This window comes from Bathymodiolus japonicus methanotrophic gill symbiont (assembly GCF_019721995.1).
Taxonomy (GTDB): Bacteria; Pseudomonadota; Gammaproteobacteria; order Methylococcales; family Methylomonadaceae; genus Methyloprofundus.
Map to the genome: position 1 here is coordinate 19,416 of NZ_BLYC01000017.1, position 16,610 is coordinate 36,025.

The 16,610-nt window shown below is 43.8% G+C and carries 13 protein-coding genes and 1 riboswitch; of the genes, 8 read left to right on the forward strand and 5 right to left on the reverse strand.

The window, feature by feature from the left end; translation table 11 throughout:
• Positions 1-28: 28 nt before the first annotated feature.
• From K6984_RS18860 to htpX, 3 genes are read right to left on the reverse strand one after another with little or no spacing between them, the layout of a single operon-like run.
• A complete protein-coding gene (locus K6984_RS18860; RefSeq protein WP_221896918.1) occupies positions 29-307 on the reverse strand; it encodes a hypothetical protein in 279 nt (92 codons plus the stop codon).
• Entirely contained in the window at positions 270-431 is a 162-nt protein-coding gene (locus tag K6984_RS18865) for a hypothetical protein (protein WP_221896919.1), read from the reverse strand. The genes K6984_RS18860 and K6984_RS18865 overlap by 38 nt, the downstream gene beginning before the upstream one ends.
• Positions 432-470: 39 nt before the next feature.
• Complete coding sequence (gene htpX / locus K6984_RS18870; protein WP_221896920.1) at positions 471-1,346, reverse strand: protease HtpX; 876 nt, start codon at positions 1,344-1,346, stop codon at positions 471-473.
• Between the two features lie 87 nt (positions 1,347-1,433).
• On the opposite strand from htpX, the gene K6984_RS18875 reads away from it, so the two are divergent.
• From K6984_RS18875 to K6984_RS18895, 5 genes are all read left to right on the forward strand, one after another.
• Positions 1,434-2,030 (forward strand): NUDIX domain-containing protein, encoded by a 597-nt coding sequence (locus K6984_RS18875; RefSeq protein ID WP_221896921.1) that lies wholly within the window; start codon positions 1,434-1,436, stop codon positions 2,028-2,030.
• 106 nt (positions 2,031-2,136) lie between these two features.
• Positions 2,137-3,498: an MFS transporter gene (locus K6984_RS18880; protein WP_221896974.1), complete on the forward strand. Its 1,362-nt coding sequence runs from the start codon at positions 2,137-2,139 to the stop codon at positions 3,496-3,498.
• A gap of 246 nt (positions 3,499-3,744) precedes the next feature.
• Complete coding sequence (locus K6984_RS18885) at positions 3,745-4,017, forward strand: hypothetical protein (RefSeq protein ID WP_221896922.1); 273 nt, start codon at positions 3,745-3,747, stop codon at positions 4,015-4,017.
• 229 nt (positions 4,018-4,246) lie between these two features.
• Positions 4,247-4,432 carry a peptidoglycan bridge formation glycyltransferase FemA/FemB family protein gene (locus tag K6984_RS18890; protein ID WP_221896923.1) on the forward strand — a complete coding sequence of 62 codons (186 nt, stop codon included), beginning with the start codon at positions 4,247-4,249 and terminating at the stop codon, positions 4,430-4,432.
• Positions 4,433-4,776: 344 nt separating this feature from the next.
• Positions 4,777-5,235, forward strand: a complete 459-nt coding sequence (locus K6984_RS18895; protein ID WP_221896975.1) for a formyltransferase family protein — start codon at positions 4,777-4,779, stop codon at positions 5,233-5,235.
• A gap of 113 nt (positions 5,236-5,348) precedes the next feature.
• On the opposite strand, the gene K6984_RS18900 is transcribed toward K6984_RS18895, so the two are convergent.
• Together K6984_RS18900 and K6984_RS18905 are read right to left on the reverse strand one after the other, a co-directional pair.
• Positions 5,349-7,565: a primosomal protein N' gene (locus tag K6984_RS18900; protein WP_221896924.1), complete on the reverse strand. Its 2,217-nt coding sequence runs from the start codon at positions 7,563-7,565 to the stop codon at positions 5,349-5,351.
• A 592-nt stretch (positions 7,566-8,157) separates the two neighbouring features.
• The gene (locus K6984_RS18905; protein WP_221896925.1) at positions 8,158-9,726 is read right to left on the reverse strand and encodes an inorganic phosphate transporter; all 1,569 of its coding nucleotides are present in this window, start codon (positions 9,724-9,726) and stop codon (positions 8,158-8,160) included.
• Between the two features lie 315 nt (positions 9,727-10,041).
• A riboswitch (TPP riboswitch) is annotated at positions 10,042-10,140 on the forward strand.
• Positions 10,141-10,195: 55 nt separating this feature from the next.
• On the opposite strand from K6984_RS18905, the gene thiC reads away from it, so the two are divergent.
• From thiC to mutS, 3 genes are all read left to right on the forward strand, one after another.
• Positions 10,196-12,064: a phosphomethylpyrimidine synthase ThiC gene (thiC, locus tag K6984_RS18910; RefSeq protein WP_221896926.1), complete on the forward strand. Its 1,869-nt coding sequence runs from the start codon at positions 10,196-10,198 to the stop codon at positions 12,062-12,064.
• A 260-nt stretch (positions 12,065-12,324) separates the two neighbouring features.
• Complete coding sequence (locus tag K6984_RS18915; RefSeq protein WP_221896927.1) at positions 12,325-13,497, forward strand: hypothetical protein; 1,173 nt, start codon at positions 12,325-12,327, stop codon at positions 13,495-13,497.
• Positions 13,498-14,005: 508 nt separating this feature from the next.
• Positions 14,006-16,582, forward strand: a complete 2,577-nt coding sequence (gene mutS / locus K6984_RS18920; protein ID WP_230988178.1) for a DNA mismatch repair protein MutS — start codon at positions 14,006-14,008, stop codon at positions 16,580-16,582.
• Positions 16,583-16,610 lie beyond the last annotated feature (28 nt).

Here is a 16,610-nt window from a genome sequence, read left to right on the forward strand (position 1 = left end):
GGGCTGACATCAAGTATTAAAAAAGGGGCTATTTCAGCCCCCGCTGCCAGCCATGGAGAGCGAAAGCGAGGGCTGGTAGTCCCCAGAAGGCGTAGGGCCGTTGTTTTGTCGGAATCGTAGCGCTAGCGTAGGTGTAGACAAAATAAAAGGCATTCCGAAACGCCGTCCAGTCATTCGCTGTCAGCCCCGGACGGGCTGATAGTCTCCAGAAGGCGCAGGGAAATTTGCCAATCCGAAGTGCGCGATAGCGCGCGAGGGAGGCTAAAATTTTATCCCGAATAGCCGTAGAGCCATTTGTGGTAGCCATGACTGAGCTGCTTTGTGCTCAGTCTGTGGCGGACGCAGGGCGGCTGGGGCGCCGAAGGCATTAGTGGTCCCGTTAAGTTTTTGCCGCTTGCTTGGGCTGGGATGCCCAAAACAAGCTTTCGCAAAAATAGCGACTCCCCACTTTTTTATGCTCGAAGAAAAGATTAACGTCGCTTCTGCAATGCAGCAATGCGCTCTTCCAGGGGGGGGTGGCTCATAAATAACTTCTTTACACCGCCGGCATTAATAGCAAATGCAGCAAATTGTTCAGGTAGCTCTTGTGGCTCATGTGCGCGTTGTAAGGCGCGTAGCGCACCGATCATTTTTTCTTTGCCGGCTAATTTGGCACCACCTGCGTCGGCCTTGAATTCACGGTAGCGTGAAAACCACATTACCAGCATTGATGCCAAAAATGATAAGGCAATTTGAGCAATGATCTGCACTACATAATAGCCTATGCCATGACCTTGTTCTGTTTTAAAGATAACCCGGTCAACCACATGTCCAATCACGCTGGCGAAGAAATACACAAAGGTATTTACTACCCCCTGCATTAATGCCATCGTGACCATGTCGCCATTGGCAACATGCGACATTTCATGTCCGACGACAGCTTCTACTTCATCAGGTGACATGGACTGCAATAACCCGGTGCTTACCGCAACCAGTGAGCTGTTTTTAGTCATTCCCGTGGCAAATGCATTGGCGTCAGCCGTCTGGAATATGCCCACTTCTGGCATATCAACGCCTACCCTGTGTGCCTGGCGTGCAACCACATCAACCAGCCACTTTTCAGTCTGATTTTGTGGCTGCTCGATAACATGAACACCCATACCACGCTTTGCCGACCATTTTGACATGGCCAAAGAAATAAATGAGCCGGACATGCCGATAACCGCTGACAAGACCAATAGGGCATTTAAGTTTAAATCAACGCCATTGGCATCCAATGTACCGCTTAAGCCTAAAAGACTAAATACAATACTAATAACTACCATAATGGCAATATTAGTGGCTAAAAAAAGAAAAATTCGCATCATGATTTTTATACTCCCAAAGAATTAAAAAGATGTTTACACTATAGTGGTGATATTAATATGAAATTGCAATCATAAAAAGAGAAGTCTATGAAAAAACAATTTAAAGTGCTTAAGCAGGAGACTATGTATCAGGGTTTTTTTAGCTTAAACCGTTACCAGGTACAGCATAGCTTGTTTGCTGGTGGAAATAGCGAAATATTAACGCGGGAATTATTTCAGCGTGGTTCCTGTGTCGCGGTGTTACTGTATGACCCCGATGCCGATAAAGTGGTTATTATTGAGCAATTTCGTATGGGCCCGGTTGGACAGCCTGAGCGGCATGAACAGGCTTGGCTACTGGAAATTGTTGCCGGTGCAATAGAGGACGGTGAAACTGCCGAGCAGGTCGCTTACCGGGAAGCTGAAGAAGAAGCCGGGTGCGTGGTTAAAGAAATGCGCCTGATTAACGAATTTTATACATCACCCGGGGGAATCTCAGAGCGAATTTCCTTATTTTACGGGCGTGTGAATGCCGATGATGTAGGAGGTATTCACGGGCTGGATCATGAACATGAGGATATTCTAGTTTCTACAGTCAGTTTTGCAGAGGCCTACGCGATGATTGAAGATGGCAGAATAGAGTCGGCTATCCCGATTATTGCTATTCAGTGGCTTGCGCTGAATAAACACAAATTACGTGATTAAAGCTGTTAAAATGATATGTTTACCTACAAGCCGCGAAAGAAGTCGCCGCATATTTTAACCTAAGGAGTTTACAGCTTTGACACACGTTCAGGATATAACAAGCTCTATGTCGTCAATGGAGCGACGTGCCACTCTATCATTATCCAGTATTTATGTATTACGTATGCTGGGCTTATTTATGATACTCCCCGTGTTATCTTTATTTGCTGAATCACTGGAAGGTGCAACGCCTTTATTAATTGGCCTGGCAATTAGTGTTTATGGGTTGACCCAGGCCTTGTTGCAAATCCCGTTTGGTTTAATGTCGGATCATTTTGAGCGCAAAAAAATTATTATCATCGGCTTGTTGCTGTTTATCGCTGGAAGTGTGGTGGCCGCATTATCGACCACAATTTATGGTGTATTAATCGGTCGTGCCCTACAGGGTAGCGGTGCAATTGCTGCGACGATTATGGCAATGGTTGCTGATTTAACCCAGGAAGTGCATCGTACTAAGGCGATGGCAATGATCGGTGCAAGTATAGGTATTTCATTTGGTGTCGCGATGACGTTGGGGCCTATTATTGCTGGGTTTTCCGGTATTCAGGGCATCTTCTGGTTAACTGCCGTGTTATCATTTTTAGCCATTTTTGTAGTGCTATTTGTGGTGCCTAATCCCGAGCATAGCAAAGTACATCGTGATGCTGAACTGGTGCCGTCACAATTCAGTAACGTTTTAAAGAATAAAGACTTATTGCGTCTGGATTATGGCATTTTTATTCTGCATTTAGTGTTAACTGCCAGCTTTATTATTGTGCCTTTATTATTGCGTGATGCGGGCTTAATTGCCAAAGATCACTGGATGGTGTATTTGCCAGTACTCATTACGTCTATGGCGGTTATTATTCCATTTGTGATTATTGCCGAGAAAAAACGCAAGATGAAAGTGGTATTTATCGGAGCAGTGGCGACTGTGTTTATCGCCCATATAGGGCTGTACCTGTTTAACTCCACCCTGGTTACTTTGATCGCAGGCTTATGGGTGTTTTTTTGTGGTTTTAATTTGCTCGAAGCAACGCTGCCTTCGCTGGTATCAAAAGTAGCTCCAGGTGACTTAAAAGGCACCGCGATGGGCGCGTATTCCAGCTCGCAATTTATGGGTGCTTTTATTGGTGGAACAACCGGTGGCTGGGTCTATGGTGAGTGGGGTGCGCAATATGTGTTTTTATTCTGTGCCGGTGCTGCAGCGACCTGGTTACTGGTTGCTCTGTTTATGAATTCCCCACAGTATTTTGCCAATTTATTGGTGTCTACCGAAGATATTGCGCAGCATAATCTTGATGCATTTATAGCAGATATCATCAGTGTTAAAGGAGTTGAAAATGCGACTTTACAGGCTAGCGAACAAGTTGTGTACTTAAAAGTAGATAATACAGTTTTAGATAAAGATAAGTTTCAGTATGTGTTGGGGCAATGGAGTGGTGCTTAGCACTATCAATGGTTAGTTGCCAGAAAAGCTTATTCATACTGCTGCTTAACCACTATATACTGGAATAACCCACCTTACTCGAGGAAGCAAAAAATGCGAGGCAACTCCCTGCACAGTAAGCAAATTACCCCGGTAGGGTATTTTCATCCACTTTATGCCGCTTCACTCGGAGAGTTTGGTACTTCATTGGAACTTAAAGAGAGTGGCGGCTGGCTTCTTTGTCGATCTATAACGGACAGTAGCAGGGTGGATGCGATGGGCTGTTACCCGATGTTTTCCTGCAATGACTGGACGCAATTGCCTGCGGATTTAGATACTATTTCTTCAGACCTGGTTTCTGTCACCCTGGTGAGTGACCCCTTTGGCAATTACGACAAAGGTTTGCTGCTATCTTGTTTTGATCGTGTTGTGCCATTAAAAGAACACTATGTGGTAGATCTTGACCTGCCGCTTGAGAGTTATGCTTCAGCAACTGACATATTAAATTTGCACGTAAAGCACAAGGCAAGATGGATATAGAGGTCTGTACTGACCCTGTTGCTCATCTGGACGACTGGTGTCGGCTTTACGGAGAGCTGGTGATGCGAAAAAATATTACGGGTATCTGCGCCTTTTCCCGTAGTGCCTTTGAGCAGCAGTTAGTCATACCGGGTACCGTGCTATTTCGAGCATCGGAGGGTGAGCAGACTATCGCCCTGGATTGGTGGTACGTGCAGGGGGAGGGGTTGCACAGGGGCATTTAGTTGCCATGAATTCACGGGCTTATGAACTACATGCAGGTTACGCGTTAAAGCTGGCTATTATGCAGTATTTCAAGGGGCGATTGCGCTGGTTAAACCTGGGTGGCATTCCTGGCTCTGACCATGGTAATCAGGCTGGAGCAGGGCTGGCCGCATTCAAGCGTGGCTGGACGAATGATGTGCGTACCGCCTAGTTGTGTGGACGGATCTGTAACCAGGATGCTTATGCGGCTCTCAGCTTGAAACAGCAGAATGTTACGGACAATTATTTTCCAGCTTATAGACAAGGGGAATTTGCTTGAGTGCTGAACAGCGCTTGTTACGTTGTGTTATTGTTGTGTCCACAGGCGGTTCGGTGATGGATGTCTGTCTGGGCAACAATTTTTTTCGCTCACTGATTCACTCAGTGGTATGTGATCAGCCTTGCGCAGCGGCAAAAAAAAGCGGAAGGGCATGGGCTACCGGTAGTTATCCATACAGAGCCTGACAGCGATGAAAGTTTTGCTTATGGCTAGATGAATATCTTGCCCGGCAGCAGATTGATTATGTATTTTCCTTCCGCACCTCGTTTTACTCGGTAGCTTTTCGCAAGGCTTACGCAGACCGGATTATTAATTTACATCCTTCATTACTCCCTGCTTTTAAAGGCAATGATGGGTGGATATATGTAAGAGCATATGGCGTACGTTTTGTGGGTAGCACGGTGGAATTTATCTACGAGAGGATGGACGAAGGCAAGATTATTCTGCAAACCATTTGTCCCTGGGATGCTAATCAGCCGGCAGATTTTACGCGACACCGTTTGTTCGTGCAGCAGTGCCAGTCACTTTTGCAGGTTGCACGCTGGCTGTATGAGCAAAGAATAAGTGTTGATGGCCACCGGGTTATGATTCAAAATGCCTGCTATGACAGCCAGGAATTTTCACCTGCACTAGACTACCTAGAGGCGGTGCAATATAGCCACCCATATTCGGTATTTAAAAACGATACGACTTAAATTTTATTGCTGAAGCAATAGTATCAGCCTCGCTGATCCATTGTTAAACTTAGAAAATCAGCTGTTCACTATAAAGAAGCGATCAAGCGGTAAAGATAACTGCCCGGACTGGGTTAATACAAATCAATCGGATCAATATCTAAAGACCAGCGAACTTTGCGTGCCTGTTTGAGTTTTTCGATTTTTGGCATTAAGTCGTTGAGTAATAAGTGCAATTGCTTGCGCTGTGTATGTTGCAGTAATAGCTGGTAACGAAACTGGCCGGATTTTTTTGCCATGGGGGCAGGGACTGGGCCTAATACCAGGGCTTGATCGTTGTGCTGATTAATTAACTCAGTTACGGCCAGTAAAAACTCCAGCGGTAGTTGCTGCTCATGCGCGTTTGCACGTAGCAGAGCTTGATAACTATAGGGGGGTAATTCAGCCTGTTTGCGTTCCGCTAATGCAGTTTTAGCAAATGCCTGATAACCTTGGTGTGTCAAGGTATTTAGCAAGGGGTGCTCCGGCTGCCGGGTTTGCATAATTACGCGGCCTTTTTTTGTTGCGCGGCCAGAGCGGCCAGCGACCTGAATAATGAGTTGTGCCAACCTTTCAGGTGCATGAAAATCAATACTGAACAAGCCGCTATCCACATCTAATAAAACCACCAAGGTTACATTTGGGAAATGGTGGCCTTTAGCCAGCATCTGCGTGCCTAGAATTATATCCACCTTTCCCTGGTTGATCGCATCTAAATGCAGCTGTAACGCACCTTTTCGCTGAGTGCTGTCCCGATCCAGGCGTACGCTTTTATGCTCGGGGAAGAGTTGGTGTAATGCCTGTTCCACGCGTTCTGTGCCTAGCCCCAGAGGTTTTAATTCTGCAGACTTACAGGCGAGACATTGCTGCGTTAATGCCTGTTCACTGGCACAGTGATGGCAGCGCAGTTTTTGCTGTTTATAATGCACGACTAAATTTGCATCGCAGCGCGAGCATTGTGCTACCCAGCCGCAACTATGGCAAATTAATGTAGGTGCATAGCCGCGACGGTTTAAAAATATTAATACCTGTTCATTTTTAGCCAGTGTTCTGTTGATCTCTCTGATCAGTGGCGGCGAGAAGCCTTGCTGTAAAACCTGATTTCTGATATCCAGTAATGACAGACTGGGAGGCGTGGCATTTCCAGCACGGTGTGGTAAGCGTAACAGCTGATATCGCTTTTTATCAACATTGTATAGGCTTTCCAGGGACGGCGTAGCAGAGCCTAATATAATGGGGATATTCAGCATTTTAGCGCGTACGATAGCGATATCTCTGGCAGAAAAGCGAAAGCCTTCTTGTTGTTTGAACGAGGCATCATGCTCTTCATCCAGGATGATTAGCCCGGGTCTGGGTAAGGGCGTGAATAAGGCAGATCGGGTGCCGAGTAAGATGGCGCTACGACCTTTCTGCTGTTTGATCCACGCAGTATGACGCTGGTTTTCACTGTGCTGTGAATGATAGGTTTCTATGAGCACCGAAAAGCGCTGCTTAAAGCGGGCTTCTAATTGCGGTGTCAGGGTGATTTCGGGGAGTAATACCAGCACTTGTAAATTGCGTGCCAGTACCTGTTCAATCACTTGTAAATACACCTCGGTTTTCCCGCTACCTGTTACTCCTTCCAGTAAGTACACCGCAAATTGTTCTAATTGTGCCGATATGCTATTAATAGCCGCCTGTTGCTGAGGGTTGGCAGTCAGTGGGGATTGCAGGGTAATCTGCTTATGGCTGGATTGAGAATTGCGGCTATCGCTAGTGCATACGTAACCTTTAGTGATCAGAGCTTTTAATGGCGCGCGCCAGAGTTTGAAAGAGCTCGCAATTTCCTGACTGCTTAAGGCATTCCTTTGTGATTGTAATAGCTTTAATAATGCGAGTTGCTTAGGCGCATTCTTTAATAATGACTCGTCTACAGTAGACCCTGTTGCAGTAACTAGGTGATAGGCAGTGGACTTGAGTTCACTGGTTTTGCCTTTACGTAAAGCGGTTGGAAACGCGCTGATAAAAACATCACCAACAGGGTGGTGGTAATAATGTTTTGCCCAGTTTAATAATTGTATGTCCTGATGCGACAATAAAGGCTCGGTATCTAAAATGGCATCTACCTGTTTCAGCTTGCTTACATCACAGGCGACATCGTTTTTCACCTCAATCAGTACGGCTATTTTTGTCTGCTTGCCAAACGGGACTTTAACTCGAATACCCGGCTTTAGTTGTTGCAGGTCATAATTATCTGGAGGGAGGTAATCAAATAAGCGATTCAGGGGAATAGGAACAGCAATGCTTAATATTATATTTTTTGAGCTGTTCACTTTAGGCCTTTGGAGTGAGAGAAAATCGATATTAAAGCGCTAAGTCCTTATCGGTAATTATAAAAATTAAGTTATGCACAAAAGCTGTGGATAACTCTGTGTGTAAAACTTGAGTAAGTACTTGCATAGCTTGAATTTATTAGCTGTATGTTAAATTGTATAAAATTGTAACAATACAGTAAGTATGTTAAAAATCAATTGCTTGCGTAAGCCAATTGCTGGTTTTTACTTGCTTGATCTGATAGATATTTTTTACTCTAAGCGAGTAATTAATAGATGTGTGTAAAGCGAGTTTAAAAGTACTGTTTAGTGTAATAATTAAGCCTAAATGCGCTTAACCTCCAAAACATGTAGTGTTGCCTGGAATGGGGTAATCTAGCGGCGTAGTTTATAGCTAGGTTTAAGGGCGATGGAGACACACATCATCCGAAACTGCTGGTCTTCTTGTCCATCTTCTGCGTTGTAGTAACTTTACGTAGTCTGCTATGCGCCTGTTACTATGCCTTGAATACGAACAAAAATCCTGTCCAACATTGGCCAATTATTTGTTTCCAGCTCCCTAAAGCTAAAAACTACGCTTTTAAATGCAAGGTTAGGGAATTAACATGCCGCGAATCGTAAAGTATAGAAATGCAGCTATAAATGCTGACGTGGGGACTGTGACTACCCAGGCGATCGCAATTTTATAAACATGTGAACGCTTGACTAATTCCTGTTTATACACTTTTTTAAGTGATCTTCTTTCTTTTTTAGTAAAGTCGCTCAGGTCTTTTTGAGCTTTTAGCTCTTTTAGCATTTTTGACTTAGTCGCAATAGATGCTTTGTTAAATTTATCTAAAAAGGCTTCTGTTACTTCCGGGTCCTGGTGTTCATGATGTTCCCGTATTTCATCAATACGTTTTGCATCGGTGCGCTTTAAATATTCACGCAAGAAACCGACACCAAAAATAGCTCCGACGGCAATATGAGTTGAACTGACCGGTAAGCCAAGCTGACTGGCGATAATCACGGTAATTGCAGCCGCCATGGAAATACAGAAAGCACGCATTTTATCCAGTTCAGTGATTTCACTACCCACAGTCCGAATCAGTTTAGCGCCATATAAGGCGAGTCCCAGGGATAGGCCTACTGCGCCAATAAGCATTACCCACAGCGGGATTGCGGCTTTTTTAGCAATGCCGCCGCTATTAATAGCGTCATTAATAGCTGCTAACGGGCCGACTGCATTAGCCACATCATTCGCGCCATGAGCAAAGCTAAGGAAGGCTGAGGCAAAAATAAGTGGAATGGTAAACAGGGCGTTAACGCTGGTTTTTGAGTTAACTAATTGAGTGGCCGCTTTGCTAATCAGCGGGCGAACCGCAAAATAAATTGTTAAGGCAATTGCAAAAGCAAAAGAGCCCGCCATGACAAAGTCTACTTTCCATATTTTTTTCAGGCCCTTTAAAATTAAATAAGTAGAAAAGGCCCAGGCCATTAATGCAATTAAGATAGGCACAATTTTTTTTGCCGCCTGCAGCATATCTTCCTGATAGGTAATTGTGCGCTTAATTAAATACAGAAAAATAGCTGCAATAAGACCGCCAAGTACTGGGGATATAACCCAGCTAGCCGTGATCTTGCCAAACACTGTCCAGTTGGCAATACCAAACCCACCGGCTGCGATACCCGCGCCTAAAACGCCACCAACAATTGAATGGGTGGTCGATACCGGCGCATTAAAAAAGGTCGCAATATTCAGCCAGATAGCAGCCGCTAATAAAGCGGCAAGCATCAGCCAGATAAAAGTATCAGTGTCATTAATCAGGGCAGGGTCAATAATTCCTTTTTTAATGGTACTGACAACTTCGCCACCCGCAATCAGTGCGCCTGCAGATTCAAATACCATCGCAATGCAGATTGCACCGATTAAGGAAATAGCGCCAGATCCTACGGCAGGACCTACATTATTGGCAACATCATTAGCACCGATATTAAGTGCCATGTAACCGCCAATAATTGCAGACACAATAAGGAAGGTATGGTTAGGAACATGCCCCATGGTCTTGCTAATAAACAGTCCAACAGCGACCAGGAACAGTATTGCTCCTGTAAGTTTGAATAAATCCAGGCGCATATTTGCACCGCGTTCTTCTAGGGAATTTAATTTAGTAATGTCCATACAATCTCTCTTGAGGCCTTTGTTATAATTATAAGCGCAGTTAATAATAGCAAAAATTAGACATTATACGGAAGTAATATGACAATATTATGTCAGCGGCTATTTTAATGCCGGACATGTAGTATGCGCACTGGCATCACTTATTTTCACAGGAAAAATATGGACAATAAACCCTGAATACACTAGGGACGTATGGCCGGTATTTGCTGTTAAACTCAAATAATCAACGGCTTGAAGAAAATACACCTGTGTTTTTTAAAGATAAGAGCGATATAGTTGCAAAGTACGACAATTTCCTTTATGTTGTAGTATTTTCTAAAAGGCTAGGGGTGCTACTTATTAGTGTAGCTGAGACCACACCCTTCGAACCTGAGACCAGCTAATACTGGCGTAGGAAAGCCCTAAGTAACGTTCTGCGTTGCTTTTAAAGACTTACCTGCGCCTTGTTCTATTGAAATTGGAGAGATACATGAGCGCAGTTCCCAAAGATATTTCCGCGACCGCAAAGAGTAGTGTAAAAATTGACTCTTATCCCGCATCAGAAAAAATTTATATTCAGGGGAGTCGTCCCGATATACGCGTGCCCATGCGTAAAATTACCCTCTCTGATACACCTGTGCATTTTGGTGCAGAAAAAAATCCACCTTTATATGTCTATGATACTTCCGGCATCTACACAGATCCCAATGTAGAAGTTGATTTACAGCAGGGTCTGGAAGGGATTCGTGATGCCTGGATTGCCGAACGTAATGATACCGAAGCTTTGTTCGGCCCTAGTTCGGACTTTGGTCAGGAACGCTTGCATGATCCCGCAACTGCTGATTTGCGCTTTGCACACATACGTAAGCCACGTCGGGCGAAAGCAGGAAAAAACGTTTCGCAAATGCATTATGCCAGACAAGGCATAATTACTCCTGAGATGGAATATATCGCTATCCGTGAAAACCAGAATATGCAGGAAATGCGGAGTTTGTATAAAGGCCAGCATAAAGGTCAGTCATTTGGTGCATCTATACCTGATGAGATTACGCCTGCGTTTGTGCGTGATGAGGTTGCTCGAGGGCGTGCGATAATCCCTTGTAATATCAATCATCCAGAATTAGAGCCAATGATTATTGGGCGTAATTTCCTGGTGAAAATCAATGGTAATCTAGGCAACTCAGCGGTTACATCTTCGATAGAAGAAGAAGTGGAGAAAATGCTCTGGGGCATCCGCTGGGGTGGCGATACCATTATGGATTTATCCACGGGTAAGAATATCTATGAAACCCGGGAGTGGATTTTACGCAACTCACCGGTGCCTATTGGTACTGTACCTATTTATCAGGCATTGGAAAAGGTGGATGGTAAAGCTGAAGATCTCACATGGGAAATTTTCCGCGATACGCTGATTGAACAAGCGGAGCAGGGCGTGGATTATTTTACGATCCATGCTGGCGTACGCTTGCATCATGTGCCCATGACAGCTAAACGCATGACAGGTATCGTTTCGCGTGGAGGGTCTATTATGGCGAAATGGTGTCTGGCACACCATGCCGAAAGCTTCTTATATACACATTTTGAAGATATTTGTGAGATCATGAAAGCCTATGATGTGTCATTTTCATTAGGTGATGGTTTACGCCCAGGTTCAATCTACGATGCTAATGATGAAGCGCAATTTGCTGAACTGGAAACCCTGGGTGAGCTGACAAAAATTGCCTGGAAGCATGATATTCAGACTATGATTGAAGGTCCGGGCCATGTGCCACTGCACATGATTGAAGTAAATATGACCAAGCAGCTAGAAGATTGTGATGAGGCACCATTTTACACATTAGGGCCACTCACCACAGATATTGCTCCAGGGTATGATCATATTACTTCAGTGATCGGCGCAGCAAATATCGGCTGGTATGGATGTGCGATGCTTTGTTATGTAACGCAAAAAGAGCATTTGGGCTTGCCTAACAAAGAAGATGTGCGTGAAGGGATTGTGACTTATAAAATTGCGGCACATGCTGCTGATTTAGCCAAGGGTCATCCTGGCGCGCAGGCGCGTGATAATGCTATGTCTAAAGCGCGCTTTGAATTTCGTTGGGAAGATCAGTTTAATATCGCTCTGGATCCGGAAAAAGCGCGTTCTTTTCATGATGAAACACTACCCAAAGACTCTGCAAAAATTGCCCATTTCTGTTCTATGTGTGGACCCCATTTCTGCTCTATGAAAATCTCGCAAGATGTACGCGAGTATGCAAAAGAAAAAGGCATAAAAGAAGAAGACGCGCTACAAAAAGGCATGGATGAGAAATCTCAGCAGTTCCTGGATGAGGGCGCAGAAGTCTATCATAAAGTATAAGCAAGCCATCTAGGGTGTAGCTTCACAGCCTGTCGAATTTTACATAAAGCTGAAAAAGTCCTTTGCCTGATAAACAAAGGGCTTTTTTATATGCATAAGACTGCGAAGCACTGATACACAACAGTGATTTTAATGCTGTCATATTTTGTCATTTTCTATTAATATAGAAGGTGAAATATTAAAAAGCTACTTTTCTGAATAATATGAAACAACGACTATTAGTAATTTCCATATTGGCGGCTCTAGCCTCCACAAGCGTATTGGCAGTAAATAAAGTCTCAGATGAGGTTTCACTCAATATAGCAATTGACGCTGCGAATGCAGATAGCCGTATCAACAAAATCGTTTTCGCAAAAAATGCCCGGATCAGCCTCAGTAGCCCGGTTATCTATACGGGAAGTCAGAATTTAGTGTTGCTGGGAAACGGCGCGATAATTGATGGCGCAAATGCTGGAAAATTTACGCTTAATGAGCACTTATTGGCGAGTACTGAAGATGGTACTCTTATTTTTAATAGCGCTGCTGATTTAACAATTCATCAGCTAAGTATTGTTAATAGTGCAACAAAAGGGTTAGTCATTAATATTCCTTTAGATACACAAGGTGAGGATATTCAGGTCACGCTGGATAAGGTGGAAATCAGTGGTTCCGCTTTACATGGGTTACATATAGATGATAATGCCGATGAATTTGATGGTGGCGAGCTCGGTTCTTCAATAGGCCTAGACATCCATATAGAGCATTCAAGCTTTATCCGGAATGGCATTGGAGCCATCGACTTTGATGGTATTCGTATTGATGAGAGAGGACTAGGTGATATACATCTGTTCATTATTGATAGTCATATTGATGGTAATGGCGGAGATGGTATGGAATTAGATGAAGCAGGGGCGGGAAATGTTGAAGCGACGGTAAAGCATGTAACATTTAATGATAATGGCTTTTATAATGAAGCTGACCTGGAGGATGGCTTTGATATAGATGAGAGTGGGGAGGGTAATATCGAGGTTTCATTGTTTAAAGTGCTGGCGAATAGAAATAAAGATGAAGGCATGGATTTTGATGAAGAAGGTGCAGGTGATGTAAAGGTAAAAATGCGTCACATAACCGTAATTGAGACTACAGGCGAAGGTATTAAAATTGATGAACACGGCCAGGGTAATGTGGAAGCGCACTTATCCAGAGTCATGGTTATGGATGGTGGTGATGATGGTATTCAAATTACTGAGCAAGGCCAGGGTCGTATTGAATCGGGGCTAAAAAAGGTCACTGCAACGGATAACAAAAAATATGGCGTAATATTAGAGCAATGGGCTATTAAAGGAGAGGACGTATCAACAGAGCAAGCCGGGGAACTTAAAATAAAAAAACTCACGTTGAGTGGAAATGGCAAGGGTGATGAACTTGGGTTACATAATGTAATTGGTGATTAAATTAGAAACTGAAGTTTCCCAATAATTATTTATGGTAAAATTGAAACTATGCTACAACTATATGAAAAAAACAGCCTTTTCATTCGTTTCAAATGCTATTGCCTAAGGGGAATTAAGTAGGGGTTTGCTATAAACATGGCAAAACCACCTAAAATAAACCTCGATACACCAGCATTGTGTATTTCAGCTACTCAATAATTGGGAAACTTCAGATTAGAATTAGGGAGCTGGAAATAAATAATTGTCCAATATTGGGTAGTATTTTTGGATTATTATTTATTTCCATCTCCCTTATCGTTCGCCATTTTTAAATTTTTTTATCAAGTGAATATAGTCTCGTTTTACAGGCTAGTGAATCGGGGCTGGTTTTTCATGGGGATATGTAATCGGCATAACCTTTTCCGACAACCACCTTATTTGTGAGATGCCATGAGTTTTTATGAAGCGTAATGAGGATACGTGGTGGAAGAGCTAAAAGTCTGTAAAACCTATATACAATGAGTCCTAGATGGTTGTTAAGGAAATGAATTCAAGTGGTACAAAACAGGTGCATACACCGATGATGCAGCAATTTTTACGCATCAAGGCTGATTATCAAGACATATTGCTGTTTTATCGGATGGGGGATTTTTATGAGCTATTTTTTGATGATGCGAAAAAGGCAGCTGAGCTTTTAAGTATTACTCTGACAGCTCGTGGTCATTCGGCAGGTGAACCTATTCCTATGTGTGGTTTACCGTATCATGCGGCGGAAGGTTATATTGCTAAACTGATGAAAATAGGGGAGTCAGTTGCGATTTGTGAGCAAATAGGCGATCCAGCAACCTCAAAGGGGCCCGTTGAGCGTCAGGTTGTACGTGTCGTGACTCCTGGCACCGTAACCGAAGAGGCCTTACTGGAAGAGCGTCAGGATAATTTACTGGTCGCTATTTATTATGCACAGGTTTATGGCATTGCTAGTCTGGATGTAAGCAGTGGTCGATTTGTCTTGCAGCAGCTTAATTCAGTCGATGAATTACTGAGTGAAATTGAGCGGCTCAATCCTGCGGAGCTTTTATTTAGTGAAGACTGGAGTTTGCTTGCGTCACTAAAAGAACGCAAGGGTTTAACGCGACGTGCACCCTGGCATTTTGAGGAAGTTAGTGCCAGAAAATTAATCCTCAAGCAATTTAACACGCATGATCTTAAAGGTTTTGGTTGTGAGCATTTAACAGCAGCTATTTCGGCGGCAGGTGGGCTATTGCAATATATCAAAGACACCCAGCAAAGCACCTTACCGCATATACAAGGGGTTAGTGTCGAGAGCAGTGATGATAGTATTTTACTGGATGCCTCTAGTCGACGGAATTTAGAACTGGATTATCATCCTTCCGGGAAGTTGAATTTTACGCTTTTGGGGGGCCTGGATAAGACGGCCACTGCAATGGGAAGTCGTTGCCTACGCCGCTGGCTGAATCGTCCCTTGCGTGATCAGGCACTGTTAAATAGCCGATATGATTGTATTGATGCACTATTAAATAATAATCTGTATGCGGATGTGCGAGAAAGTATGCGCTCGGTCGGGGATATAGAGCGAATTAGTTCACGAGTTGCATTAAAGTCAGCTCGCCCGCGTGACTTACTGGTGTTACGTGATACGTTTGCAATTTTACCTGCGCTACAGGCACAGATAACCGGGACCGGTTGTTTGGGAATTGAACAATTATCGGGAAAAATTGGCGATCAGCCTGATTTTTTAGCCTTATTGCAACGAGCTATAATTGATAATCCACCGGTATTAATTCGTGATGGTGGCGTGATTGCCGCTGGTTATAATCAGCAGCTAGATGAATTACGTGACCTCAGCCAAAATGCCAATCAGTACCTGATTGATATGGAAAACCGTGAAAAGGAAAGTACGGGTATCGCCACTTTAAGAATTAAATATAATCGGGTGCACGGCTATTATATCGAGATTCCGCGTTCACAATCCGACGATGTGCCCGATACTTATACTCGCAAGCAGACGCTTAAAAATGCGGAGCGTTTTTTTACTAATGAATTAAAAGACTTTGAGGATACCGTGCTCAATGCTCGGGAGCAAGCTTTAGCTTGTGAAAAAAAGCTTTATGATGAATTGCTGGATGCGATTTTGACTATTTTAATTCCTATTCAAACCTGTGCCCTAGCTTTGGCCGAACTGGATGTGCTGGCGAACTTCGCCGAGCGTAGTATTAGTTTAAATTTATCACGCCCGGTGTTACAGGAGCAGCGTGGAATTAATATAGCTGGGGGGCGGCATCTGGTCGTTGAACAGGTATCCGATATTCCCTTTGTTGCCAATGATCTGGACTTTAGTGACATACGGCAAATGCTCATTATAACCGGACCCAATATGGGCGGTAAATCTACCTATATGCGTCAGACCGCTTTGATCGTGCTAATTGCGCATATAGGCTGTTTTGCTCCGGCGAACAGTGTGCAATGTGGGCCGATTGATAAAATATTTACCCGGATCGGAGCTTCGGATGACTTGACCAGTGGCCGATCGACGTTTATGGTGGAGATGTCTGAAACAGCTAATATTTTGCATAATGCTACAGAAAATAGCTTGATTTTGATGGATGAAATAGGCCGTGGTACAAGCACCTTTGATGGCTTGTCGCTAGCCTGGGCTTGTGCTGATTATTTGGCTAAAGAGATACATGCTTTCACCTTGTTCGCGACTCACTACTTCGAATTAACCAGTCTGCCAGAAGAGCAAAGTACGATTCATAATGTGCATCTGGATGCCATAGAACATGGCGATAAAATTGTTTTTTTACATGCGCTAAAAGAAGGTGCGGCAAGTCAGAGTTACGGTTTGCAGGTGGCATCCCTGGCAGGTATACCAAGTTCTGTGATTGAGCAGGCGCGGCACAAATTAAGGCATTTAGAGGATAGCGCTTATAAGGAACAGCAGGCTGAAATTGGCAATAATCAGTTAGACTTATTTGCGATTAATGAGCCCCATCCGGCAGTAGAATTAATTGAACAGCTATCTCCGGATGAGTTAAGCCCGCGCGAGGCACTGGATTTTCTTTATACATTAAAGCAAACCCTGTAGGGCGGACTATAGTCTGCTACTTGTATAA